Annotated in this window: 20 protein-coding genes and 2 pseudogenes; 4 read left to right on the top strand and 18 right to left on the bottom strand. The window is 37.0% G+C overall.

Annotated features, from left to right (window positions below; translation table 11 throughout):
* From C427_RS06710 to wecA, 3 genes are all read left to right on the top strand, one after another.
* On the top strand, positions 1–741 hold the full coding sequence (locus tag C427_RS06710; RefSeq protein WP_226991035.1) for a capsule biosynthesis GfcC family protein: 741 nt from the start codon (positions 1–3) through the stop codon (positions 739–741).
* Between the two features lie 26 nt (positions 742–767).
* Positions 768–2,882: a YjbH domain-containing protein gene (locus tag C427_RS06705; RefSeq protein ID WP_303645173.1), complete on the top strand. Its 2,115-nt coding sequence runs from the start codon at positions 768–770 to the stop codon at positions 2,880–2,882.
* A 210-nt stretch (positions 2,883–3,092) separates the two neighbouring features.
* Positions 3,093–4,151, top strand: coding sequence for a UDP-N-acetylglucosamine--undecaprenyl-phosphate N-acetylglucosaminephosphotransferase (gene wecA / locus C427_RS06700; RefSeq protein ID WP_007634922.1), 1,059 nt, complete (start codon positions 3,093–3,095; stop codon positions 4,149–4,151).
* A gap of 1,295 nt (positions 4,152–5,446) precedes the next feature.
* On the opposite strand, the gene rfbB is transcribed toward wecA, so the two are convergent.
* From rfbB to C427_RS06605, 18 genes and pseudogenes are all read right to left on the bottom strand, one after another.
* Positions 5,447–6,547, bottom strand: coding sequence for a dTDP-glucose 4,6-dehydratase (rfbB, locus tag C427_RS06690; RefSeq protein WP_007634920.1), 1,101 nt, complete (start codon positions 6,545–6,547; stop codon positions 5,447–5,449).
* A gap of 29 nt (positions 6,548–6,576) precedes the next feature.
* Positions 6,577–7,473, bottom strand: a complete 897-nt coding sequence (rfbD, locus tag C427_RS06685) for a dTDP-4-dehydrorhamnose reductase (protein ID WP_007634919.1) — start codon at positions 7,471–7,473, stop codon at positions 6,577–6,579.
* Between the two features lie 23 nt (positions 7,474–7,496).
* Positions 7,497–8,045 (bottom strand): dTDP-4-dehydrorhamnose 3,5-epimerase, encoded by a 549-nt coding sequence (gene rfbC, locus C427_RS06680; protein ID WP_007634918.1) that lies wholly within the window; start codon positions 8,043–8,045, stop codon positions 7,497–7,499.
* On the bottom strand, positions 8,045–8,923 hold the full coding sequence (gene rfbA, locus C427_RS06675) for a glucose-1-phosphate thymidylyltransferase RfbA (RefSeq protein ID WP_007634917.1): 879 nt from the start codon (positions 8,921–8,923) through the stop codon (positions 8,045–8,047). The genes rfbC and rfbA overlap by 1 nt, the downstream gene beginning before the upstream one ends.
* 28 nt (positions 8,924–8,951) lie before the next feature.
* Positions 8,952–10,151: a glycosyltransferase gene (locus C427_RS06670; RefSeq protein WP_007634916.1), complete on the bottom strand. Its 1,200-nt coding sequence runs from the start codon at positions 10,149–10,151 to the stop codon at positions 8,952–8,954.
* The gene (locus tag C427_RS06665) at positions 10,148–11,218 is read right to left on the bottom strand and encodes a glycosyltransferase (protein ID WP_007634915.1); all 1,071 of its coding nucleotides are present in this window, start codon (positions 11,216–11,218) and stop codon (positions 10,148–10,150) included. Before C427_RS06665 ends, C427_RS06670 begins: the two co-directional genes overlap by 4 nt.
* A complete protein-coding gene (locus tag C427_RS06660) occupies positions 11,187–12,470 on the bottom strand; it encodes a hypothetical protein (RefSeq protein WP_015430600.1) in 1,284 nt (427 codons plus the stop codon). Before C427_RS06660 ends, C427_RS06665 begins: the two co-directional genes overlap by 32 nt.
* A 126-nt stretch (positions 12,471–12,596) precedes the next feature.
* A complete protein-coding gene (locus C427_RS28765; protein ID WP_015430599.1) occupies positions 12,597–12,779 on the bottom strand; it encodes a glycosyltransferase in 183 nt (60 codons plus the stop codon).
* 10 nt (positions 12,780–12,789) lie between these two features.
* Positions 12,790–13,650 carry a glycosyltransferase gene (locus tag C427_RS06650; protein WP_015430598.1) on the bottom strand — a complete coding sequence of 287 codons (861 nt, stop codon included), beginning with the start codon at positions 13,648–13,650 and terminating at the stop codon, positions 12,790–12,792.
* 34 nt (positions 13,651–13,684) lie between these two features.
* Positions 13,685–14,563, bottom strand: coding sequence for a glycosyltransferase family 2 protein (locus C427_RS06645; RefSeq protein WP_007634909.1), 879 nt, complete (start codon positions 14,561–14,563; stop codon positions 13,685–13,687).
* Between the two features lie 138 nt (positions 14,564–14,701).
* Positions 14,702–15,055 carry a hypothetical protein gene (locus C427_RS06640; RefSeq protein WP_015430597.1) on the bottom strand — a complete coding sequence of 118 codons (354 nt, stop codon included), beginning with the start codon at positions 15,053–15,055 and terminating at the stop codon, positions 14,702–14,704.
* 86 nt (positions 15,056–15,141) lie between these two features.
* On the bottom strand, positions 15,142–15,645 hold the full coding sequence (locus C427_RS06635; protein WP_041250445.1) for a hypothetical protein: 504 nt from the start codon (positions 15,643–15,645) through the stop codon (positions 15,142–15,144).
* 38 nt (positions 15,646–15,683) lie between these two features.
* On the bottom strand, positions 15,684–16,781 hold the full coding sequence (glf, locus tag C427_RS06630; protein ID WP_007634905.1) for a UDP-galactopyranose mutase: 1,098 nt from the start codon (positions 16,779–16,781) through the stop codon (positions 15,684–15,686).
* Positions 16,771–18,036: a flippase gene (locus C427_RS06625; protein ID WP_007634903.1), complete on the bottom strand. Its 1,266-nt coding sequence runs from the start codon at positions 18,034–18,036 to the stop codon at positions 16,771–16,773. Before C427_RS06625 ends, glf begins: the two co-directional genes overlap by 11 nt.
* Before the next feature lie 66 nt (positions 18,037–18,102).
* Positions 18,103–19,549, bottom strand: a pseudogene (locus C427_RS06620) (mannose-1-phosphate guanylyltransferase/mannose-6-phosphate isomerase).
* The gene (locus tag C427_RS27235; protein WP_007634901.1) at positions 19,550–19,780 is read right to left on the bottom strand and encodes an NUDIX hydrolase; all 231 of its coding nucleotides are present in this window, start codon (positions 19,778–19,780) and stop codon (positions 19,550–19,552) included.
* A gap of 426 nt (positions 19,781–20,206) precedes the next feature.
* Positions 20,207–21,226 (bottom strand): Wzz/FepE/Etk N-terminal domain-containing protein, encoded by a 1,020-nt coding sequence (locus tag C427_RS06610; RefSeq protein ID WP_007634896.1) that lies wholly within the window; start codon positions 21,224–21,226, stop codon positions 20,207–20,209.
* A gap of 31 nt (positions 21,227–21,257) precedes the next feature.
* Positions 21,258–23,967: pseudogene (locus C427_RS06605) on the bottom strand (SLBB domain-containing protein).
* 372 nt (positions 23,968–24,339) lie between these two features.
* On the opposite strand from C427_RS06605, the gene C427_RS06600 reads away from it, so the two are divergent.
* On the top strand, positions 24,340–25,869 hold the full coding sequence (locus C427_RS06600) for a peptide MFS transporter (RefSeq protein WP_034898542.1): 1,530 nt from the start codon (positions 24,340–24,342) through the stop codon (positions 25,867–25,869).
* Positions 25,870–25,887 lie beyond the last annotated feature (18 nt).

Genomic DNA, 25,887 nt, shown 5'->3' with positions numbered 1-25,887 from the left:
ATGAAGAGAACAGTTTTGATGTGCTTGTTGCTAACTAGCAATTTAGTGTTCAATAACGTGATTGCCTCGGTAACTGTGGTAGTAAATAAAGAACAATATGAGTTTACTCACGAACCTCGCCTAGTGGAAGTATTAGCACCTATTGCTGACCAGGGTAAATGGTATTGGCCAGGGTCTGCATTGTATAGGGCAGACGATATACAACTTGAAAAAACACGTGAATCATTACTTGATAATATTTTTACCTTAATTAAACGTTACAGAACAGAACAACCTAAAACGGCTCGGTCATTAGAACAACTTCGAGCTACCATTAGTAGCTGGATTTTAGCCCGAAGATTACCCGTCAAGATAGACTATGATTTAGCGCGCATAGTTGCTTCGGAAAATCCCCGGTTACCCAACGGTAAATATATACTCAAACTTACGCCTCGGATGGATACAGTGCAACTATTTGGCGCAATTAATGGAACAGTCAACTTACTCCATCGTGCACATGCTGATGTAAGCGAATATATGACTGGCCAACAATTAACGAATTTGGCTGATAAAGATCGAATCATAATTCTGCAAGCAGATGGCCGTGAAATAACAGCGCCGGTAGCTTACTGGAATAAAACGCATCAAGAAGTGATGCCTAGCAGCCAAATATTTGTGCCGTTTAAGAAAACTTTGTTTCAATCAGAATTCGACACTATAAATCAACAAATAATGACTTTAGCCCTAAATAGGGTGCGGTGATGAGATTAAAAAAAAGTAACAACCCTATGAAATTATATTTATTACTTATAAGCACCTTAGCCTTTTGTGTTTCAGTACAGGGTCAAGAATCCAGTGAAGCATGGAATCCTACGCCAATGGGTAGCTCTTTAATGGTGCATGGCGGAACAGGTCTCATTCAAACCCCAACATCACGGATGTTAGCAGAAGGCGATTTACGGGTCAGTTATACCGATAACGACCAATACCGCTTTTGGTCAGTCACTTTACAACTCTTTCCTTGGTTACAATCGACTGTACGTTACACCGACTTGCGCACCAGCTTATATAGTCCGTTTACAGGTTTTAGTGGAAATCAAACCCTTAAAGATAAAGGCATAGACGTTAAGTTTCGATTATTGGAAGAAAGTTTCTATCTACCTGAACTATCGGTAGGTTTAAGAGATTTTGGTGGTACCGGTTTTTTTGAAAGTGAGTTTATTGGTTTAAGTAAACAAGTGAGTGATTTTAATTTCCACCTGAACATGGGTTGGGGCTACCTGGGCACAGCGGGTAATATATCCAATCCGTTTTGCGACGTCAAAGATAGCTATTGTGACAGGCCAGGTGGGTTTTCAGGACTTGGTGGAAAAATAGATTATCAACGTTTTTTCAAAGGACCTGCCTCAATATTTGGAGGTGTGGAATATCAAACACCATGGGCTCCCTTGCGCTTAAAGCTCGAATACGAAGGTAACAACTACTCAAGCGATCGCGCCAGCTATACACCAAATATTGCCAGAAGATTAAAACAAGACAGTAACTGGAATATAGGCGCAGCATATCGCTGGCATGGTTTTGATTTTAGTCTTAACTTTCAACGCGGAAATACCGTAGGGTTTGGTATAAACTATAATTTTAATTTACATACTACTAGCCAAATTAAAGTCGATAGCCCACCACGTGCATTATTGGCCAAAACAAATGATTTTCCAATCGAACAGGTAAATCGCGCTAGACTAGTCGAGGAATTATATTATCAAGGTGGATTTGCGACAAATTCCTCAGATTTTAACGAAAACTCTGTAACAATATACGGCCAACAGACAAATTACCGTGATAATGATGAGGCCATAGAGCGAATGGCCCGTATCATGGCCTATGAGCTTCCCGAGTCTGTAAAAACGTATCACATTGTTAACACTTTGGGTTCTATTCCTTTAGTTGAGACGGTTGTTGACGCGAATGCTTTTAAGTCACATGCCAAGTACCAGACTCTAGAGCCCGATTTAACCAGCACCTATCAACGCCAGGATATCAGTCCTAGAACGATGGACAAATATGACCCATTGAACACAGCAGGTTTCTTTAGTGGCATTGAAACCTTTTGGATCCAAACGTTTGGCAACCCTGAAGATTTTTATCTATATCAGGCAGGAGTTTTGGTAAACGGCGGGTATAGCTTTAATGGTAAAACCAGTGTAGCAGGTACTATCAAGGTTAATTTATTTGAAAATTTCGATAAGTTTAAATTTACCACAGACAACGCAAGAAGCAGTTTACCTAGAGTGCGCACCAATGCTCGAGAGTACGTTTCAGACCGTGAGGTAACCGTGGAAAACTTGTTCTTGCACTGGAACGATCGCATTGCTACCAATTTATTTGCCCAGGTATATGGCGGTTATTTAGAGACGATGTTTGGCGGGGTTGGTGCTGAACTACTCTATCACCCCGTAGATAGTAACCTGGCATTTGGTTTTGACTTGAATTACGTACAACAACGCTCTTACGAAAATGACTTTGATTTTTTCGACTATAAGGTGCTTACTGGACACGCTAATATCTATTGGCAGCCAGCATTTTTACCTGACACTCTACTGACCTTAAATGTTGGTCAATATTTAGCCAAAGACAAAGGAGTAACTGTTGACTTTGCAAAACGTTTCGACAGTGGCATCGTCGTTGGCGCATATGCTGCTTTTACTAACGTAAGTTCAGAAGAATATGGCGAAGGGAGTTTTACTAAAGGGTTTTACCTATCCATACCTTTTGACTTGTTTTCACTCAAGCCATCCAAAGGACAAGGACGCTTGCCCTGGGTCCCTATTGCACGTGATGGTGGCCAAGCGTTGATACGCCCAATTACCCTTTACAACACCACAGAAGAACGCTCATTATTTTAACTAGTAATGATTAGAAACCCCTATTAGTTACTTTAATGAAAAAGTCAAAGTTAAGTAAAAACGTCCTACCGATACTTAGACTATAGTTACAACGCAACTAATGAATAATTGTTAACAACATAGAAACAAAAACCTGCGGGGCAGGGATAAATTGAATATTTAGTCATACATAGCGTGCTATGATATTTGAATGATTTAAAGAGGTACTTAATGGAATTAATATCTAGTTACGAGGTTATTTTTATATCCGCGTTTTTATTAGCATGTCTAACTATTGTAGGTTTGCGGCCGATTGCGGCAAATATAGGTTTGGTCGATCGTCCAGACTCACGCAAAAAGCATTTGGGTGATGTACCTCTAATAGGGGGGATAGCCATATACTTTACTTTATTAGTTATGTCACAACTTTTCATTCCTAGCTCACAGCTAGTCAATTTATATTTAATTTCCTGTTCATTTATGGTTCTCATAGGTGCACTAGACGACTTTTACGACGTCAGTGCTAAGATAAGGCTTATTGCTCAATTGCTTATAGCATCAATACTGGTAATGGGTGCTGGCCATGCGCTTTATGATATGGGTGATTTATTTAGTTTTGGAAACGTAAAACTAGGCTTATTAGCTATACCCATCACACTGCTAGCTGTAGCCACTGCAATTAATGCCTTTAATATGACCGATGGTATTGACGGTTTAGTAGGCGTATTAGGTATAGTGACTTTTTCAAGCTTGTGTGTCCTTTTTTATTGGGGTGGTAATTTAGAATTGTTTGCCATTTCTGCCACATTTGTATCGGCTCTGTCTGCCTTTTTACTATTTAATTTGGGAGGACTGCGTCGTATATTTGGTAAAATATTTATGGGTGATGCTGGAAGCATGATGATTGGTCTAACAATTATATGGCTGCTTGTGCTCGGCACACAAAATGGCCAGCCCAGTTTTAGACCTGTAACAGCACTCTGGATGATCGCCATTCCATTAATGGACATGTTCTCTGTAATGCATCGTCGTATCAAAAAAGGTAAATCACCATTGTCAGCAGACAGAGACCACTTGCATCATATATTCATGCGCTTTGGTCTTACTTCAAAAACGGCGTTAATTTTAATAGGTATTGCCTCCGCAACATTTGCAGCATTTGGGCTAGCCGGCGAATATTGGGATATATCTGAATTCGTTATGTTATTTGTATTTATTGGTTTTTTTGTTCTCTACGATTATGTATTTATGCATGTATGGAAAATATCTAGATGGGTAAGAAAAGGGTGACCTGTTCTTTTTAATATTATCGCCACTTATACCGATATGAATTTATACTGAGTCTGTACGTTTACTTCAACGCAATGATTTTAAGTTACTTGGTATCAACAAGTTTATTAGTTCAAGCCGGTGCCAATAAACTTATTGGAACGTTTGAGTAATATTAAGAAAATGCCTAATGAAATAAAGATGAAAAAACAATATTATTTCTAGTAACACCGACTTACCTGATATTGGTGGAGTAGAAAACAGCTTAAAATACATTGCAGATAGCTATGTGAAGTTGGGCTTTAACGTCATCGTTGTTGTGACCAATGTATCACCTGTTAGCAGTGAATTACCGATTAAAGAACTTGCCAATTGCATCACTATTTACCGTTATTCCACGTTTAATAAGATGACAAGCGTTGGTAAATATTTCAGACCTATTCGCTCAGCCATTAGCACGTCGAAATTACTCAAGTCACTTAATGAAAATAAAAAATATCACTTAAAACACTGAGCCGTTTTCATACAGCAACATTACTGGCGAACTTCCAAATATAGATTATTTAATACCATGTGTAGTAAAGAATCAAAATAGTCGAGAAAACTTGATTGTCGGGTTTGAAATCAAGAGAATAAAACTTCAATCATCTCACTTTCTTCACCACTTCATACAGAAACTAGCTCTATAGCATTGCGATAAAGTATTGGTTTTCAGATATAAGATGCGTGGTAAATAACGGACATGTCACCAATAATATCCCACCTACCCGTAACAAAATTCGGGGATGGGTGCTGAGATTCGAGCATTGACATAATATTCGACATTGTTACATTGGCATTGCCTTTATGACGTCTAAACACCGTCATAAGGCCAATAACGATAAAGTGACAGTAAATGACACGCGATATATGAATCGGCGAAAAACAGACATCCTGAGCGTTGAATCGGCAACACCCGAAATTGGGAATTACCCCAAGAAGTGCACCTTAGTCCCGAGACGAATAATCTCGAAAATAAGCAAGCTTTATAAGTGAGCACGACGACTAGTTTAACAGCTACCAGTAATGAAATGACGCTCGAATAACTTTAAGCATTTTAGGCGTGATAGCTGTAAGAAGCTTCTTCAAAATAACAACTTAATTCATGGTGTGGGTCTTTAGTGATGTTTGACGATGAATCTGACCACCAAGTACCGTGAATATTTCAAATATTTAAAAAATCACTTACCTGTTTATTTTGTGGGATACCTCAGACTCTGCCCTCTTTAGATTTACATATTTTACATACTTCAAATATTTTTAGCTGCGGGCAGTGTTTATGAATATTGCTCTGCTATCCAGTTTTGGTACGAGCCATCCATCACACTTTGCCACCAAGCTTCATTATTCAAATACCAAGCAACGGTTTTAGCAATACCTGTTTCAAACGACTCTTTAGGCTTATAGCTCAACTCATTAATAGTTTTGGTCGCGTCAATAGCATAACGACGGTCGTGGCCAAGTCGGTCTTTAACGTAACTAATAAGTGACTCAGTGTTTTGCGCCATCGCCGCTTTAGCCGCAGGAAAACGAGTCGCTAAGTCTTTATTTTTCAAAAATTCTTGTTCAACCAATTTTGAAATGGTTTTAACAATATCAATATTTGTCCATTCATTATCGCCACCAATATTGTAATTTTCACCAACTCGGCCATTTTGTAAGACTAAATCAATGCCGTAAGCATGGTCTTCAACGTATAACCAATCACGAATTTGTTGACCATCACCGTATATTGGCAACGCTTTATCATGCAAAATATTAGTAATAACTAAAGGAATAAGCTTTTCAGGAAAATGGAACGGCCCATAGTTGTTTGAACAATTACTGGTAGTAACATTTAACCCATATGTATGGTGATAAGCTCGCACTAAATGATCACTAGCGGCTTTACTGGCCGAATAGGGTGAGTTAGGCGCATAAGCCGTGCTTTCTGTAAAAGCAGGGTCGGTAGGTGAAAGCGTGCCATAAACTTCATCGGTAGACACATGATGAAAGCGATGTCCTTCAAGAATACTCTTACCATCTAACCACACTTTTTTAGCCGATTTAAGTAAACTATAAGTGCCAATAATATTGGTTTCGATAAAGGCATCAGGGCCTGTAATCGAACGGTCAACGTGAGATTCTGCCGCAAAATGCACTAAGGTATCAATACTGTGTTCAACCAGTAATGTCTCAATTAAGGCTTGGTCACAAATATTGCCATGGACAAAATTAAAGTTAGCATCGTCTTTTACGCTATCTAAATTAGCAATATTGCCTGCATAAGTTAGCGCGTCGAGTACCACAACTTTATCGGCTGAATATTTTGCCATCCAATAATGTACAAAATTGGCACCAATAAAACCTGCACCACCTGTAACTAATAATTTTTTCATGAAAATCTCTAAAAAATGATATAATTTAACTATGCTTCGCGTTCATTTTTTAACGCGGTCATCATATGTGTTAACTGTTCTTGCCAATGCACTAGCGACATCTCCGGCATAGCGTTAACTAAACTGCTTTTATCTAGCACACTGTAATGTGGGCGTTTAGCTGGCGTTGGGTATTGCGCAGTAGTAATAGGCTTGATTGGAATTTTTTTATCTAATAAACCCAGTTCAACACCGATATTTTGAATAGCCACAGCAAAATCAAACCAACTCGCCACTCCGGTATCAGTATAGTGATGAACACCTACAACTTGGTTGGTTAAACTGGCAATACAGGCTTGCGCTAAACCTTTAGCGTAAGTTGGTGTACCAATTTGGTCACTAATAACCCCTAGTTCAGGTTTACACGCCATGAGATTGAGCATCGTTTTTACAAAGTTATTACCATGTGTTGAATACACCCAAGACGTGCGGATAATAGCGCTATGCTCGGGGTAAATATTGGCAATTAACTGTTCACCTTGCGCTTTACTCGCGCCATAAACACCTAACGGATTGATGTCGTCACCGGGTAAATAAGGTACGCCCTTATCACCATGAAAGACAAAATCTGTTGATATATGCACAAATGGCACCGACACATTTTTACACGCCTGCGCTAAGTTACCAACAGCATTGGCATTAAGTGCAAAAGCATTGTCAACATCACTTTCAGCTTTATCAACTGCGGTGTAAGCTGAGGCATTAATAACACCAACTGCGTTATGCTGCTTTAAACAATTAACGAGGGCAGGAATATCTTGCACGTTAACATCATCACGACCTAAACAGACTATTGTGCATTCAGGTGTTGAAAGTTGACTTAATTCCCAAGCAAGTTGGCCAGACTTTCCAATAACGATTATTTTCGATGTGCTGTTATTTGTCATTATTTATCAATTTAACTAAGTATTTATTTAAATGTTGGCGCATGTTTAAACAACAGTCCTACTTCATCTTTTGCAGATAACGAAGGCGTATTGCCATCGTGTAGCGGCCATTGAATATTTAATGTTGGATCGTTCCATAATAATGACACTTCATGCTCAGGGGCATAATAATCGGTACACTTATAAACGAATTCGGCCGACTCACTCATAACATAAAAGCCATGAGCAAAGCCTTCTGGCACCCATAATTGCCGCTTATTGTCGCCAGAAAGTACCACGCCAACATACTGGCCATAAGTAGGTGATGATTTACGCATATCAACCGCAACATCATAAACTTCGCCTGATGTGACCCTGACTAGTTTGCCCTGCGTATTTTTCAGCTGATAATGCAAGCCACGTAAAATTCCGTGACTTGATTTGCTGTGGTTGTCTTGTACAAAGGTTTGCTGTGAACAGTGCTTAGTAAACTCGTCAACACGAAAGGTTTCCATAAAAAAACCACGTTCATCACCAAAAACTTTCGCTTCGATTATTTTAACATCCGCAATAGCAGTATCGATATATCGCATTAAAATACACGCTCTTCAATCAGTTTAATTAAATACTCACCATAACCACTTTTAAGCAAAGGTTTGGCTATTTCACGTAACTTATCTTCACTCAACCAACCATTACGATATGCGACTTCTTCAGGGCAATTAACTTTTAGACCCTGTCGCTTCTCAATAGTCGAAATGAAATTGGCTGCAGCGAGTAAATCGTCATGAGTACCGGTGTCAAGCCATGCTGTACCACGCCCCATAATTTCAACCTTTAACTCACCTGCCTTTAAATATTGATCAATTACATCCGTTATTTCTAATTCACCACGGGCAGAAGGCTGAACATTTTTCGCAAATTCCACTACGCGTTTATCGAAGAAATATAAACCAGAAACAGCATAATTAGACTTTGGCTCCGACGGCTTTTCTTCAATAGACACTGCAGTACCAGTATCATCAAATTCAACCACACCATAAGATCGAGGATTCGCTACGTGATAGCCAAACACCGTTCCGCCAGATTGTTGAGCATTAGCGTTCTGTAATGACTTAGTCAGATCATGGCCATAAAACATATTATCGCCAAGTACGAGCGCTGCAGCAGAACCTACAAGAAACTCTTCTGCAAGAATAAATGCTTGAGCCAAACCGTCAGGGCTAGGTTGTACTTTGTAAGAAATAGAGACACCAAAATTTTCACCATTACCTAAAAGATTTTCAAAACGATGCGTTTCTTCAGGTGAAGATATTATTAGTATTTCTTGAATACCTGCTTGCATTAATGTTGCGAGAGGGTAATAAACCATAGGTTTATCGTAAACTGGCATTAGTTGCTTACTAACAACTTTAGTTAATGGATATAAGCGAGTACCACTGCCTCCCGCTAGAATTATTCCTTTGTGCATAATCCGACCTTAAATAAGTTTTCTATAATTAGCTTTCGATATGGTTATCAATAAGCAGTGATTTACATGCTTTAATTACGGGTAAAACTCTAGTACCCCATGAATGTTTAGATACTACATAGTTTCTAGCATTTAAAGAAATAGTCTCAGCAAATGTAGCATCCTTACTCAACTTTAATATTGCATTAATATATTCAGAAGGTTTATCTGCTACTAAAATATTTTTATCTGGTGTGGCTTCTATTCCCTCTAAACCTGTAGAGCTAGTAATTGTAGGTATACCTAGAGACATATACTCTAGTATTTTATTTTGAACCCCTGCGCCGAGTCGAACTGAACAAATCCCAGCCAGAGAGCCTCTAACTTCATCTAAAATTGACTCTACCGAGCCAGTTAAATAAACAGCATCAAATTGATCAAATTTTTTTGCGTCATTTGATTTTATTCTACCTACAATCTTAAAGGTATAATCATCTATTTCTCTCAAGGACGGCATTACATTTTTAGCAAACCAATAAGCGGCATCAAGATTTTGGATAGAATATAGGTTCCCGATAAATATAAGTTGCTTATAGCCTTTACCATACTCATAGCTTAATGTCTGTGTATCGACACCATTAGAGCAGACTAAAACTCGTTCATAAACGGCGTCGTCAGGGTGAAATAAATAGTCTTTGTCTATTTGAGATACTAATACCGAATAATCAAACTTGGTTGCTATTGATTTTTCGTATTTTTTTAATCGTGATTGTTCCAATGAGTATACTAAGTTTTTAAAACCAAAAGATTTAGCTAGACCCGATACTCGTTCATAGTTCATTGAGATAGCATCTGTTAATTCTATGATTTTCGGTAAATTTATATTTTTTGTATACTCAGAAACTCGAACCAAATGAGAAAACACAGCATCATTTACTTTGGATAACGTGATTAATTTTTTTTGAAATTCATTATTTTTATAATAAGCTACTTGTAAAGGAGTCTTTGTCGGTAAACAGCAGAGACAATTAAAATACGATCTCCATTTAGGCATATAAACCCTTTCTATATTATCAAAGACTGTATCATCAGATACATCCATTTCCATTTCTTCTTTAGACTCACAAAGGCTGAGGAGAGTTAAACTAAAGTGCTTGCTTAGTTCTTTACACAAGAAATATATTCTTAAACGATCACCTCCTATAACAGGGAATGGAAATCTTGGGGTTAAAATCACTATTTTTTTCATTGTATAAACTCTTTAAATTGCTTCACAACACTCTCTTTCGAAAATCTCTGAGCATTTTGATGTCCTGTCAAAATTAAATCTTGATTATTATAACAAGATAGCCATTTATCTATTGCAAATTTAATTTGTTCGCTACCGTATGGGGCTGGAATCCGGATGCAAGAATCACCTAAGACCTCTGCTAATGCAGCAGCATCAGTAGATATTACAGGCAACCCATAACATTGTGCTTCGATTGGCGTACGCCCAAACCCTTCAAATGTAGATGGCATAATAAACACATCAGACATAGAATAAACATAATCTAAATCAATGGAGGAAACTTCTGAAAGGCACAAGAATCCTGTAATATTATTACTGGACACAAGCTGTTTGTTAACAAGTTCAAAATTACTTTCATTAATAGGTCGACCAACTTTTAATAAAAAGATATTTTTACTAAAAGTTGGTGAAGCACTATTGAGCGCTTTTACGAGGGCAATAGTATTCTTTCTAGTTTCATCCGAACCAACATACAAAAAAACGACTTTATTCGGGAATTGTTTTGCATTATTAACAAAATCAACCAGTTTTTTATCTACTGTACCATCAGTAAGTAGAACCTCTTTTTCAATGGCGTTATAAATCACGCTAACAGAGGTAGTAGAAAAATCACATATATTATTTGATTTCAAGCTATTTTCAGTAAATTTACTCACGCAAATAATCTTATTGGAATATCTTATCCCTAGAAGACTTAACTTAATGTATATTGATTTTAACCATTCTTTAAATGAGGTAACTTCGTCACTAGTTCTGATGTCATGCACTATAATAATTTTTTCTCTTAAAAAGAAAGGTACTAAAAATCCGTACCCCTCTTCTGCAAAGATAACTTTCTTATAAATCATCGAACTAAAGATTAAGATAAATGGAAGAATTAAAAATTGAAAAATATAACGAAGTTTATTATTCGGAAGGTGTAATTTTTGAATGTTAGGGGCTGAGTTTATTATCAAGTCACTGTATTTATACACTCCACTATTAATTAGTCTTTTAGGTGGCATAATCCAAAGAACGTCTTTCATGCTTTCTCTTTTTAATAAGTAAAATATAACAGACAAGAGGAAAAAATAAAGAAGGGTAATTTACAATAGGGTTATTCCAGAATAAGTTTGCTGATAACATAATAAGTATGTAATTCTTAATTATAAATAGACCTAAATCTCCGTCATTAAAAACACTATATTTTAAATTTTTCATCCTGCATATAGTCACGATGAAAAAAAGTGTTAACGTAAAAATAGAAATTAGACCGTAATTAGACAGCAAATATATATAAAGACTATCTAATGGTACTGAGCCAGGTAAGTATTCTAGTAGACCCCCATTGAAACCATACCCTGCTCCAAAAAAATATTGAGTGAAATGCGTCATTTGGTAAAAAATTCTTTCTACAAACTCTATTCTTAACCTTATACTGTATTCCGCGTAAGCCGGTGAAATATCTAAAAAAAAATCATACATAAAATAAGTATGGGTTGATAAAAAACCAAAGACAAGTAAGCTAATAGAGTAAATATTGGTAAAAATTCTATGTGATTTTGTTGGCATGTATATAAAAAACAAAAGTGCCGGTAAATAAGTCCATGTCGTTTTATAAGATGTAAAATAAATACTGACTAAACATATTAATACAAATAAATTTTTTATAACCGGCTTTTTTATATTGATAGCACAAAATACAAGGCAAAACGCTAAGAATTCAGCTAAGGCCATAGGAGTGCTAAAGGTGCCTATTGAGCGAAAAAGACCATTCTGAGTTTGTATAACAATCCCCCCAAACTCTGCTCTAAGTCCATTTACGTCCCCTTTAAATCCCAGAATCCTAATAACATCATTAAAAAATATATGTTGGCTGATTGCCAATAAAATATTAATAATAACTAGAAAAAACATTATAGACTTGAATCTTTCATAAGCAGCTACAGTATCACCATGACATCTAGTCATACTTATCAATGAAAAAATCAATATGATATAAAAAAATTCAATTTTAAATTGGTAGATATAAAAATACAAGTCTAGAGGACGGTAAACTTGTGTAGAGATAATACTGGAAATACTATAGATAAAAAATATTAAAATGAAAACAAAAAAAACATAATTAAACTTTAATTTATTTATCCCTAATAAAATAATGACAACACAGAAAAACTCTTTGTATAGACCAAAAAATGGGCTAACAGCTCCTTTCAGTAGAACCATTACTAACGATAAACCAGATAGAAGTAACAATAACTGGAAAAAAATTAATTGAATATTTTTAAGCTTACTCATATTAAATAACTAAAGTATCATCGATAATGCGGTTAACATTTTTAGTTATAAGACTCTACAGAAAACAAAGCGGCATAATCGATTAATTTTTGGGATTGTGTTTCATTCCTTATGTTAAGAATGGCACTATTTAATGATGAACTTAAACCCATGTTCATCAAAAGGTTCAAACATTAAGTTATCTTTATGAGCAGGATAAATAATCTCAGGAAGCCCCCCCATATTGGTGGTGATTACAGGGATACCGTATGAATACGCTTCAATAACTACACGCCCAAATGGTTCAGCCCATTTAGAAGGAACAACCAATAAATCAATTTTAAGAAAAAAACTCTTTAGGCTCTACCTTACCTAAAAACGTCACTTGCCCTGCATATTCAGATTTCAATTGTGATAATATTGGCCCCTCTCCAGCAACAATAACGTTAAGTGAAAATTCAGTGTCTTGTTGAACAAGGCTATTTAACAGCCAAGCAATACCTTTTTCCTCTGAGACACGACCAATATATCCGACAATAGGTTTACCTTTATGGTTACTGCTAGCTGATATTTCAGGACAGACAACCGGATTATACAGAACATCACATTGATTTTTCGACATGTTAACGGATCGCTGATGCTCATTTAAAATAAATTGAGATATTCCAATAACCTTATGAACTTTTTTTAAGAGATATCTATAATGCCACCTCATAAAGAAGTCAAATACTTGAAAAGGTATTTTTTTTGTTTTTTCTCGACTAGGGTCTACCGACAGAAGAGCATAATCTCTAATTATATGAATTATCGGTGTACTATTAATGAGTGCAGCTAACCAAGAAAATGATGAAAAGCCCTGTAAATTATTTGTTATTAATACATCAGGCTTTACTATTTTAAGGGCTTTGTATACACGATAAAACCCAAGAAGATTATATGAATCTATAAGATGATACCCTAACCTGTATATACCGTGTTCATTTCCGTCGAATGGCCAATATATATTACCGTAATTAAAACTGGTTTCACTATCACGCTTATTTAAGTTATTTACACTGCTTTTTTCGGTAGTAGATATAACCCTTACATCATGCCCCTGGGCTCTTAATCCTTCGACAAGTATTTGTACCGAGCATTCAGCACCTCCAATTTTATATGGCCAATATAGGGTATTTAAAACTAGAATAGTTTTTTTATTCATAATAGAAACTCTCGTACTCACTTAGGGGGAAACTTTAGTGATCTTTTCTGTAATGTACGCCGTTATAGAAGGCTGCCATCAAGTCTAGATAATTAATTGACTGAGACCTACCTAACACTTTGTTGATAATACAATCTAATAAAAGTCGTGAAAACAGGTAATACGATCTTAAAAATGAATAATAATACTTAAACTGCAACCCACTGTCATATGCTCTTTCTTTTCTTCTAAAGGCTTTCAATTTTTCCGGTTCACTTTCGAGTCTCGACAAAAAGTGTTCGAAGCCTGAAATTACTTTCACGCGGTTACCTAACTTTAGTTTATTGACCCGATGAAAAAATGTTGAGTCTACACCATATAAATAAAAACGTTCATCGAACACACTACTATATGAAGCCTTTATTTCCTGTACAATTTCCCTGCCTATAACTAAGCCACTTCCTATAGCCATAATGTGATCACTAGTACTAAGCCTTTGCGGAAACTTAATAATCGATTTATTTAAATAAGGCCCCTCAATATTTCCATTCATTCTTATCGTAGGGACAGATAACTCTGATGACTTTGATGATAATGTCTCCGCAAGGTAAATATCATTTAAAACAGTATCATGATCGAGTATCAAATAATTTTCACTGCTGTATCTATGAATAAAGTGATTATAAATTACTGCTAATGATTCATTACCTATTGTCTCTATTACCTCTGCATCAAAGCCAACTTTCTTTAACGGTTCAACATCGCTAACTTTTAAATAATCAGGACCATTATTCCATATAAGTAATTTTACACTTTGGATACCTAAGGAAGTTAAAATTAAACTTTTCACTGTTTCAGACTCAAGGATTTCAATATTGTAAAGAACAACTAATATTGTTAATTTTGTATGCGGAGGTGCTTGTGTTTTTTCCATAATATACAAATAAACCTAACTACTTTTTGATTAAAGTCATAATAACAACGATTACTTTTGCAAATGCAGAAATATATAATGAAACAGAGATATAGCTAAAATGATGACTTATAAATACCTTGAGCCTAGATTTTAGAGCTATTTATTTTCATTTGATAAAAACTGGCAAACCTGTTCTTGGAATACTTCCTTCTCTTTTTTTATCTTTTCAATATAAGAAGTAAAGTCTGACAAATTCGCTTCATAGTTTTCGAAGATATCCGATATAAGCTCTCCAACTGTATTAATGAAAACTTCTGAATTTTCTTCAATTTTATACTTATCAGGAACTTCAATATCATATTTATTTTTCGCGCTGCCTTTTACACCCGTTATAACAACACATTTTGCCATAGCGGCCTCTCTTGGAATTCTATCTTTACCTGGGTGTTCACCAAAATCAATATATATTTTTGATTCACTTAACAATTCAGAAACTTGTTTTGCTTTCATATTTTCAATTGCTTTAAAAGTAAAGTTAGGATAATTATTTTTTAGATTATCGGTTACTGCTACCCCCTTCTTTGGGTTATAACATATTATATTTTTTTCTTTTGTAGATCAATGTCTTGATTTAAGTGGTTTTCATTCAAGTAATCGGATAAAGGGAGTGATTGGTAACCGTAATTTTCTAAAAACGTTTTGGCATAGTAGCTTTGAACGAGGTGGCCATAATCTCTCATGTCCGTCAGTTTTACAGGTAGGCTTTTGTGCTTAATTACTTTCTTAATAACATATTTAATCTTACCTACTGTAGTACTAAGTGTAGGTTTGAAATAATTATCTATTGATAACCACCAAATGAAAACCTTCTTCCCCTTAAATAGTGAAATGTAACGAGTAGCAACTTCAGGAACAACTATAACATCTGTAGAATTTTTTCTGAAATTGTCATTATATTTAGTAACTTTTACATTATAATTTTTATATGCATAAGGGATTGAAAAGTCATCCTCGAACGGATAATACAAAATACTGGCACTTCCTCCTTGATTGTTTATTACATCTACGAATTGGTGGATTAATTCAGGGCCTCCAGTCACACTGTTACCAGGGCATAATACATAAAAATTTGTCACTTTTATTCGTCTTCTTTATTTATTGTATTGAGAGCTGATCGTATAACTTGATGCATATCATAATATTTATACTCCGCTAGCCTACCGCCAAAAATAACATTTTCAGATTTAGCTAATTCACGATATTGCTTAAATAGTTTCATATTTACATCGTCATTTATAGGGTAATAAGGCTCATCACCTTCTTTCCACTCAGACGGGTACTCCTCAGTGACGACGGTATGCTTGGTAGTAACCGGATCAAAGTGTTTGTGTTCTATGATCCTAGTGAAAGGAATATCTTGCTCGGTATAATTAATAACGGCGTTACCTTGAAAATTTTCTTGTGGTAATACTTTTGTTTTAAACTCTAGAGATCTGTACTCTAAGTTACCTAATTTTTTATCAAAGTATTCATCAAGCGGGCCTGTATAAATTATGTTGTCTGCAAGATTTTGATACATATCTTTGTCTTTCAAGTAATCAACATTTAAGCGAACCTCAACTCCCTTAAGCATTTCTTCAATTAACTTTGTATAGCCGCCAATAGGTACGCCTTGATAACGGTCAGTAAAATAATTGTTATCGTAAGTAAAACGGACAGGTAAACGACGAATAATAAATGCAGGAAGGTCTTTACAATCCCTTCCCCATTGCTTTTCTGTATAACCCTTTATTAGCTTTTCGTATATATCACGTCCAACCAAAGAGATAGCTTGCTCTTCTAAATTAGAAGGCTCTTTGCCATCCATTTCTTTACATTGTTCTGCTATTTTCGCTTTGGCTTCTTCTGGAGTCTTTGTTCCCCAGAGTTGATAAAAAGTATTCATATTAAAAGGAAGGTTGTATAATTCACCTTCGTAATTTGCCATAGGGGAGTTAGTGAAGCGATTAAACTCAACAAAGCTGTTAACGTAATCCCAAATGTATTTATCATTGGTATGGAATATATGTGCACCATATTTATGGACTTGTATGCCATCTACGTTTTCTGTAAATATATTGCCTCCTATATGAGAACGTTTTTCTAATACAAGTATTTTTTTACCTTGCTTAGTTAACTCATAGGCACATACAGAACCAAATAGGCCTGAGCCAACGATAACATAATCATATTTCATTAATCATAACTCTCTTAAATAGTGGGATTTTTTTACTTAGAACATATTTTAACATCAAAGCAGTGACAATAAATTCAGTTATAACTACTGAAATAGCAGCACCTTCAGATTGATAGAAGTAACATAGCGGTATTAATGTTACCAAACTGATAGAGCCAGATATCAATAATATAGTAGAAAATTCTTTTTTATAGCCATATGACAGAAGAACTTGTACGCCAAAAATGTTACTTAATCCTATAATTATAGGTAGTACACTCATAATTCTAAGAACTGAAGAGCTTCGTTCAAATTCAGGACCAAATAAAAGGTTAACGACATAGGGCGCAAATATAAATAGACAAATACTTATACCAAAAGTTATTGCCGTTTGTACCTTCATTAAATACCTTATCATTTCTAATGCTTCAGTTTTATTTTTACTCATTAAATTATTAATGCGTGGATAAAACGATGCCGATATCGGTGAATATATACCCTGCGCAGCTTGTAATAATTTATTTGCTGAGATATAAATAGCGACACTAACAGGGCCCGCGATAATTCCGAGGATAACTGTTGTACTCGTAGTGTAAAGGCCAATTGCTGCAGTTGATAAAAACAGGTACCACCCATCCTGTAATTCTTTTTTCATCCCTCCTAATGAAGGTCTACCCCAAGTAATCCAGTGTCTTTTACCTATTAGGCATACAGAAAAAGCCACGATAATAAGAGAGGGCATTGAAGATAACAACGCTGCCAACCAAATATCTTCAGTACTTTTTACATATAAAAATAAAAAGGGAAGTTGTATCACTTGAAGCACTATTCGAATAATAGAAATGGTACCCAACTGCTCTTTACCTTGAAATAACCATTGGGGAAATAATGCAGCAGCAAAAACAGCGACATATGCACATAACAAAGTAGGTAACAATGAGGCTATATTTTCGAATATAATGGATAATAAAAATAATAATATCAAACCTGCAAGTGAAATTAAGACTCTTACAGCTATAACATTCCAAAAGATTAGACTTAATTTCAATTTATCGTCGTTACTCTGTGCAATCTTTTGAGTTGCTGACAAATCAAAACCATAATTAACTGCAATAATAAAATATTGAATAATTGCCAAGCAAAAACCTAGCTTACCATAACCTATAGGCTCTAACACACGAACCAAATATGGAAGAGTTATTAAAGGAATAATATAGCCAGCTACACGAATACTGAATAACGAAGATATATTTTTTACTATTGTTTTATCCAACATGTATTTTTACAACGTCTGTATGTTTTTAAAATTTTAACAACACTATTATTTATATTAATGTAGTTGTTAGCAATAATCGTCAGCAATAAGTTTTGATTTACACACTATATCTTTAAACTCGGCGTAAAAATCATCTAATCGTACGATATAATCTTTACCTAAGTATGACCCTGTTTGTGCTTCTATTACCTCTAACAGCAATACACCGGGGTTTTCTAATGCGTGTATTTGACCTAACGGAATACAAGTGGATTCATTTCCAGACAATAAAAACGTTTTATCGCGATTAGTCACTTTGGCTGTACCTGTAACGACAATCCAATACTCTGATCTATGATGGTGCATTTAAATAGATAATTTGTCACCTGGATTTACCGTGATTCGTTTAACTTTACAGCGTTCGCCGTTATTAATAGTATCGTATTTACCCCATGGTCGGTGCACTTCACGGTGAACTTTGAATTCACTGCGCTTTTCCACCTTGAGTTTTCGACGATTTTCTTAACGTCTTGTACTTTATCTTTACATGCCACCAACAACGCATCTTTCGTATCGACGATAACGATATTATCTAACCCAACCGTGGCTATAAGACGTTCACCGCCATGAATTAAGTTGTTGCTTGTCTCTTGTAAAATAGTATCACCAAAGGTTGTATTACCCGCTTCGTCTTTCTCATTGACTTCCCATAGAGCAGACCAAACGCCAATGTCATTCCAGCCGGCGTCTAATGGCACCACTACTGCATCGGTGGTATTTTCCATTACCGCATAATCTACTGACTCATCGGGGCAAGCTGAGAACGCTTGTGCGTCTAATCTAACAAAGTCGATATCGTGGGTGGTATGCTCTAATGCTTTTTTACATACGTTAAATATTTCAGGGCGATATTTTTGTAGCTCTTGTAAGTAACGGCTTGCTTTGATTAAAAACATGCCGCTGTTCCAGTAATACTCACCACTTTCTACATACTTGGCCGCTGTCTGCGGATCAGGTTTTTCTACAAAGGCGTTTACGTCATAGCCACTTGAATCCGATACATTGTTGCCACGTTTTATATAACCGTATCCATATGGGCTTGTGTAGGCAAAATACCAAACGTTACCAGTTTACCTGCTTGGGCAAGTGGGATCGCGTTATTAAGCGCCTCAGTAAAAGTGTCGGTATTTTGAATAACATGATCAGCGGCTAACACAAGTAATAAAGGATCATTGTCATTTACTGTCACTTCGTCGGCCAATGCAATTGCTGGTGCCGTATTTCGACCAACAGGCTCTAGAATTATAAAACCCGTTTTATCTAACGCGTGTAATTGCTCTGCAACAATAAAACGATGCTCTTCGTTACAAATAACCAGCGGTGCGTTAACGTTGAGGTTAGATAAGCGTTGTAGCGTTTCCTGAAGCATGGTCTGCTCACCCGTTAAAGCAAGAAATTGCTTTGGGTATAAAGAGCGACTAAGTGGCCATAAACGAGAGCCTGAGTCCCTTGCCATAATAACGGAAGTGATCATCTATATTCCTACTTTTAAATTTGACATCAAGATATCAGCTTGTTTGTCTTTTTGAAAATACCACTTGGTATGCTTATGGACATCGTCATTATTTAACAACGCCATTTTTGAAAACCATCGATAATCGTTATGTTGAGCAACGGGTAATGAGGCAATATTACCCGTAAAGATAACTTTATAGACCAACACAACATAATGTGTTGTGAAGGCTTCTTCAGAAAAATCATCCACAAAAAATGCTGATAAACGCCCTTAAAACAGCTTGATGTTTTATCCATGACTAACTCTATTTTGAGTAAACGCTTATAAGCTTGTTCAATGGGTTTATCTTTTAAGACTCTGCCACCAGGAACAAACCAGGCAACTTGTGTGGGACGATTAACGCGTTTTCATAAGAAAATGTTACCTTGGGGGTCTCGAACCAATAAATCCATCGAGACTAGTGGCGTTGAGGCAACAATGGTTTTAAAGGTCTCTTCGACTAACATCCGTATTTTTCCTAATTAATCTTATAAAAGTTAAGCCATAAAAAATCTCTACCGAGCAAAGACTTTAATTTTTGGTATTTTAAATAGGTGTCTTTTAATTCAGGCCGCAGCTTTTTTGACGTTATCCAAGTAAAATCGTCTTTAACATCAAGGCCTAAAGCAACACTCATTAACGCTGAGTTTCTCTGTCGTCACTTGTGGTTTTATTGCTAGCAAAATAACGTATTAACACAATAATCACTGATAAAATCCCACCCAGCAATACACCCAAAACCACAATCAGTGCACGCTTGGGTTTAGCTTTTAATTCTGGGACCAAAGCCGTATCGATGGTTTTAAACACATATTCATCACGCACTTCAGCAAACATCAAGGTTTTAGTCTGCTCTTCAATCAGTTGAAATAATAAAGTTTTATGTTCAAATATAGTAGTTTTATCGATTTGAGTTTGAAGATAGGTGATACTCTTTTCAGCTTCTTGCTTATCACGGCTTTTCATATTGAGGTTAATATCTTGTGTTAACCAGTCAACCCATTGCTTAGCAACATAAGGTGAATAATGTTCAACACTGATATTCACCATGCCTGTTTCTTTATCTTTGGCAATACTTAACAACTCATCGAATACCTTTTTTGCCTCTTGCATCGAGGGTTTCGCTTGCTTAGGTGGTTTAACTTGGCGAAGCCACTCGTCATTTGTAGGCAGATATATCTCTGCGTCATAGGTAACTGAATTGGTGGATAGATCCCACTCTTTGACTGCCATTAAATCGGGCAAAATATTATGTTTTTCTACAAACTTAGCAAAAAACTCTCTAGATTTTATGATTTCAATCGCCAAGGCAGTTTTATCAGATTTACCCCCTCCTAAATTAATACCGGCTAACGATGCAAGCCCACCAAACTGACCTGATAATGCGCCTAATCCTCCTTGTTGCTCATCTTGGGCAGGCGCAAGTAACGCTTCAGATTTATATATATTGGGTAAACTAAGTGCATAAAAAACAGATGCAATGGCAAATATTGCGGTTATCGCAATAATAATCCATTTTCCACTCCAAATAGCATTCCATAATTCACGTAAATCAATTTCATCATCAGGGTTATTTTGTGGCTGTAACATATCTGGTGATATCGCCACGTATTGCACATTGTCACGAGGTGTCTGGTTGTTTTTATTATCAGTCATATTATTTACTCAAATACATATTTAGCAACAATTACAGATTACCTATCGCGATTAAGGCGATAGCAGACTGATAAGCGATTTGAGTTATGGTTTGCCATAACCCAAGGCGTTCGTAGTTAGTAACGTCTCTAGGCACCACTATGGTATCCCCTGGCTCTAATATAAGCTCTTGTGTGTTAAACCAGAATGAATCGTTGGGAATTGCTACCGAGCCGTCTGCTTTAACTATATAAATATTGCCATTATCTGCACGCTCAGTAACACCGCCCGAATATTGAATGTAATTATCAAGTGCCATACCCTGGGTAAACATATGGGTAGTCGGTACAAATACCTCACCTACTACAGAAACCGACGACGATATATTGGGTACAAACACTTTATCACCATCTTTAAGGGTAATATCTGAACTTGGGTTACCGGCAATAAGTGCAGGCAGATTGATAACTAAACGCCCTACTGGCTCCACCAATAACAATTCATCCAATATCAGGCTGGCTTCTTGATAATCGATCGTTTTCACGTTTTGGCTACCAGTGAAGTTGGTAGAGGCAATTTGTTGGCGTAAGTTTTCCACTGCTCTATCTCGGTTTTCTTTTTCCCGCTTTTTTAATTCTTCTCGAGTAAAAATAGCCGCTTTGACTGTGGCGTCGCTGGTTAAGCCGCCAGCACGCTTAATCAACTGGGCTAAGGTCTCACCTTTTTTAATTTGATAAATACCTGGAAAGACTACTTTACCCAAAAGCTCTACCTTTTTGTTTTCTTGCCAATCAGGTGTGCGCAACACGTTCAGCGTGTCTTTGCTTTGCAGCGATATATTCGTGGTTGATTTGCCCAGCAAAGTATCTACCAGGTCTATTTCGATATGCTGTATTTTCAGCGCGTTATCGGTATCCAGCGCAGTTCGGGAAATTTCGGCTTTTTGCAAATACGCTGATTCTAATAGCCCGCCACCAGCTAATAGCAAATCACGCACTTTAGCGTTTTTTTGTACGGGGTAAATACCCGGAAATTTGACCTGGCCGGTAATTTCGACCAATTTTACTGGGGAGCCTTGATTACTCTCGTTTTGTAAGCGGGTGATAATAGGCTCTAGCAACTCTTCACGGGAATAATATTTGGTCTCATTGAGTATCAAATATTTTTCGGTAAAGCTGGCCAACTCCAGTTTTTGCAAGTAGTTAGGCTCGTCATCCGCTAATTCATCTTCGTTCTCGTCTGCGTTATTGTTACGTTTACGCATCGGGGGTTGCTCACGAAGTGTGGTTTCGTATTTTGCGATGTTGCTGTCACTCTTTTGGGAGCGAGCACCATTTTGCTGTGCGTATTGCCCCGGCGACATCCAATCAGGTACTTCTGGCTCAGGTTTTACTGGCGTAAAGCGGTTAAACAAGACTACTTTATCGTAGGCTTGTAAAGCTAAGTCATATTCACCTGATAATACTTTTGCTGGCTCAAATTGTATGACTTCAGTTTGGCGGGTAAACTTGTCGCCGCGAATCACCAGGGCATAATCCACATCACTGGTGTTGAGTAAGCTGTGTTTATCGACTAATTTTGACAATTTTAAATTTGCTGTCCATTGGGTTAAACCTGGGGTGGCATAAGCACCCAGAATGACCACCGCATTGGTAAATTCGTTGCTGGCGGCGGGTACATTAATAAAGTCGCCACTTTCAAGGGAAAATCCACGCCCGGCTTTAGTTAGCATATCAATTGTATTAACCTGCAATCCTTTAGCTGGGGTACTTCTGGCGATTTGTAAACTACTCGCTGCAGCTGTGGGGAGCAATCCACCTGCAATATTCACCATGCTAGCCATATCGTCATTATCTTTAGCTTCATAAATGGCAGGGCGACGAACACTGCCATCTATACTGACTAATTTTTTTAACGATAGGGATAAATATCACATCCCCTTGTTGCAAGCGGATGTCCTGGGTTGTTCTGCCAAAAACCAACAGATCATAGAGATCAAACTCGCTAATGGTTTTGCCACCCCGTTTAAGCTCGATATGCCTAAGGGAGCCAACTTCGTTAACCCCGCCGCTGGCAAACAAGGCATTGGTAATACTTGAAAGCGCGCTAACTACATATGCCCCTGGCTGATATGCCTCACCGACAATATAAACTTGAATAGTGCGCAATTCACCCATGCTAATAGTAGGGGTTACCCCTATCACTTGCTCGTTGTAACGTTCGGTTAACTGTTGTTTTAATTCGCTGTAGCTTAAGCCTACTGCACTCATAGGCCCCAAATTTGGTACTTGGATCAGCCCTTCGTTGCTGACTTGCAACTCAAATTGAGCACTCTCTTTGCCAAATAACTGTACGCGGATGCTATCACCAGGACCCATCAAATAATCGGCTGGCACCGGTATATTGGCCGATGGTGCGAAAGACGCGCTCGAAGAAGTGAAAAGCTCATAACCAAAAGGCTTTAATTTGGCGGTTTTGGATTGACTGGCACTTTGCTCTGCCAGCCGCTGGGCCACGCTGTTGGCATCGACATCTCTCTCTACCCTAGATTCTTGCTGAACTTGCACAGTGTTACTGCCGGGTGAGCCTATTGCCGATAAATCAATGCCCATTTGCCTAGCAAGTCCTTCTTGCTCTGCGCGAGACATGTTTTTGAATTGTTCAATTTGTTGCGGGTTGGGAGTAAATGATTGACCATAAACACTACTACTAGACGCCAATATCAACAATAAAAACACAGACGATTTAAACTTTCTTAACATGCTACTATCCGTATAAAACAAAAGCTAAAGACAACTTTATCCAATCATTATCAAAGCTTATTAGGATAACTGAATTAGAATTTGAGATAAATGGTTAATATAAAATTAATCAGCCAATAACAGACAAGAGTCATAAAAATACACGTTTTGAAATAAAACAACTTACGCATCATCTTGTTGTGTAAAGAGTACCTGATTAACTAACCAAAACACATGGATGTTGTTTTGTTGGTTTAGCTCTAGTATAAAACAGGCTGCTCTTTTGGTCTCAGTTAATTAATCACTGCACTAACCATTAAATAATCTATGCATTGAAAAAATTAGCCATCATAGTCGGGCTCAAAAAATAATAAAAAATAAAAGGTAGGGTATATGACAACAACAAACACCAAAACAAAAGATTTTCTGGGCCATCCAGGGGGGCTTTCCACATTATTTCTAACCGAGATGTGGGAGCGAATGAGTTACTATGGCATGCGTGCCATGCTGGTGCTCTTTATGACGGCATCAATTCAAGAAGGTGGGTTAGCAATCACTGTTGCTTCGGCAACTGCTATTTATGGTCTTTATACTGGTTCTGTGTATTTAATGGGATTACCTGGTGGTTGGATGGCCGACCGTTTAATTGGCGGACAACAAGCAGTTTGGTATGGCGGAATAATCATAATGTGTGGCCATATTGTACTGGCAATACCCAATGACTATACCTTCTTCATAGGGCTAATTTTAGTGGTATTAGGCACGGGTTTGTTAAAACCCAATATTGGTGCCATGGTAGGGCAACTTTATGCCAGTGATGACAACCGACGTGATAGTGGCTACACCCTATATTATTTAGGTATCAACCTAGGCTCAGTTATAGGCTATGCAGTTTGTGGGTATTTACGCATTAATAATGGTTGGCATTGGGCCTTTGGTGCTGCTGCTGTAGGCATGGCTATAGGCTTAGTATTATATAAAATGACCCTTGGCAAGTTAGACGGTGCAGGTGCTGAACCAACCGTTAAGTTGTCACCTAAAGCGGCAAAGATCAGTTGGTCGATTATAGGTTTGTTTTTGCTCGCTGTTGTAGTGGTTGCCTATATGCTGATGAACAATTTAATGGCATTCAATGCAGTTGTTGTTGCTCAAAAATTTGCCATTTTAGCGACTGTCTTATTTCTAGGTTATTTTGCTGCTATATTTTTTCTTGGTAACAATTCACCTAACGAAAAGCGTCAACTAGGGGCTTTATTTTTAGTGTGTATCGCGTCTATATTTTTCTGGACTGGTTTTGAACAGGCGGGTTCATCATTGAATCTATTTGGGCAAAATTATACCGATAGAATTATCGGTACTTTTGAAATTCCGCCTGAATGGCTTCAATCTGCTAATTCTATGTTTATTGTTATTTTATCGCCCTTTTTCGCAGCAATGTGGATAAACATGGCTAAAAAGATGATCACCCCGTCGTACGGATTAAAATGTGCTGTTGGTTTGATTATTATGGCTTCAGGCTTTTTAGTGATGTTTTTTGCAGCACAAGTGGCTGCCACGGGTTTAAAGGTTGCTCCTTATTGGCTTATCGCTACTTACTTTTTGCATACTGTAGGTGAGCTATGTTTGAGTCCGGTTGCATTATCAGCGGTCAGTAAATTGTCACCAAAACGCTTTGCTGGTCAGATGATGGGGGTGTTTGTACTCACTTACTCTATCGGAAACGTAGTGGCTGGCTTGCTAGCAGGTAACTTTGATCCTAATAAGGTCGAAGATATGCCTAATCTTTACTTACAAATCAGTTTATTTACTATTTCAATTGGTGCTGTCATCTTCTTATTTACATTTAAAACTAAGAAGTGGGAGAAACTGGCAGAGCATCAAGATGAAAATCGTGATGGACTGAAAGAACAAACCGTTAATTAATTTACACTCTTAATTTAC

Origin of the sequence: Paraglaciecola psychrophila 170, from assembly GCF_000347635.1 — a bacterium.
Taxonomy (GTDB): domain Bacteria; phylum Pseudomonadota; class Gammaproteobacteria; order Enterobacterales; family Alteromonadaceae; genus Paraglaciecola; species Paraglaciecola psychrophila.
The sequence above is the reverse complement of the archived record's forward strand: the minus strand, read 5'-3'. Positions and strand labels throughout refer to the sequence as shown.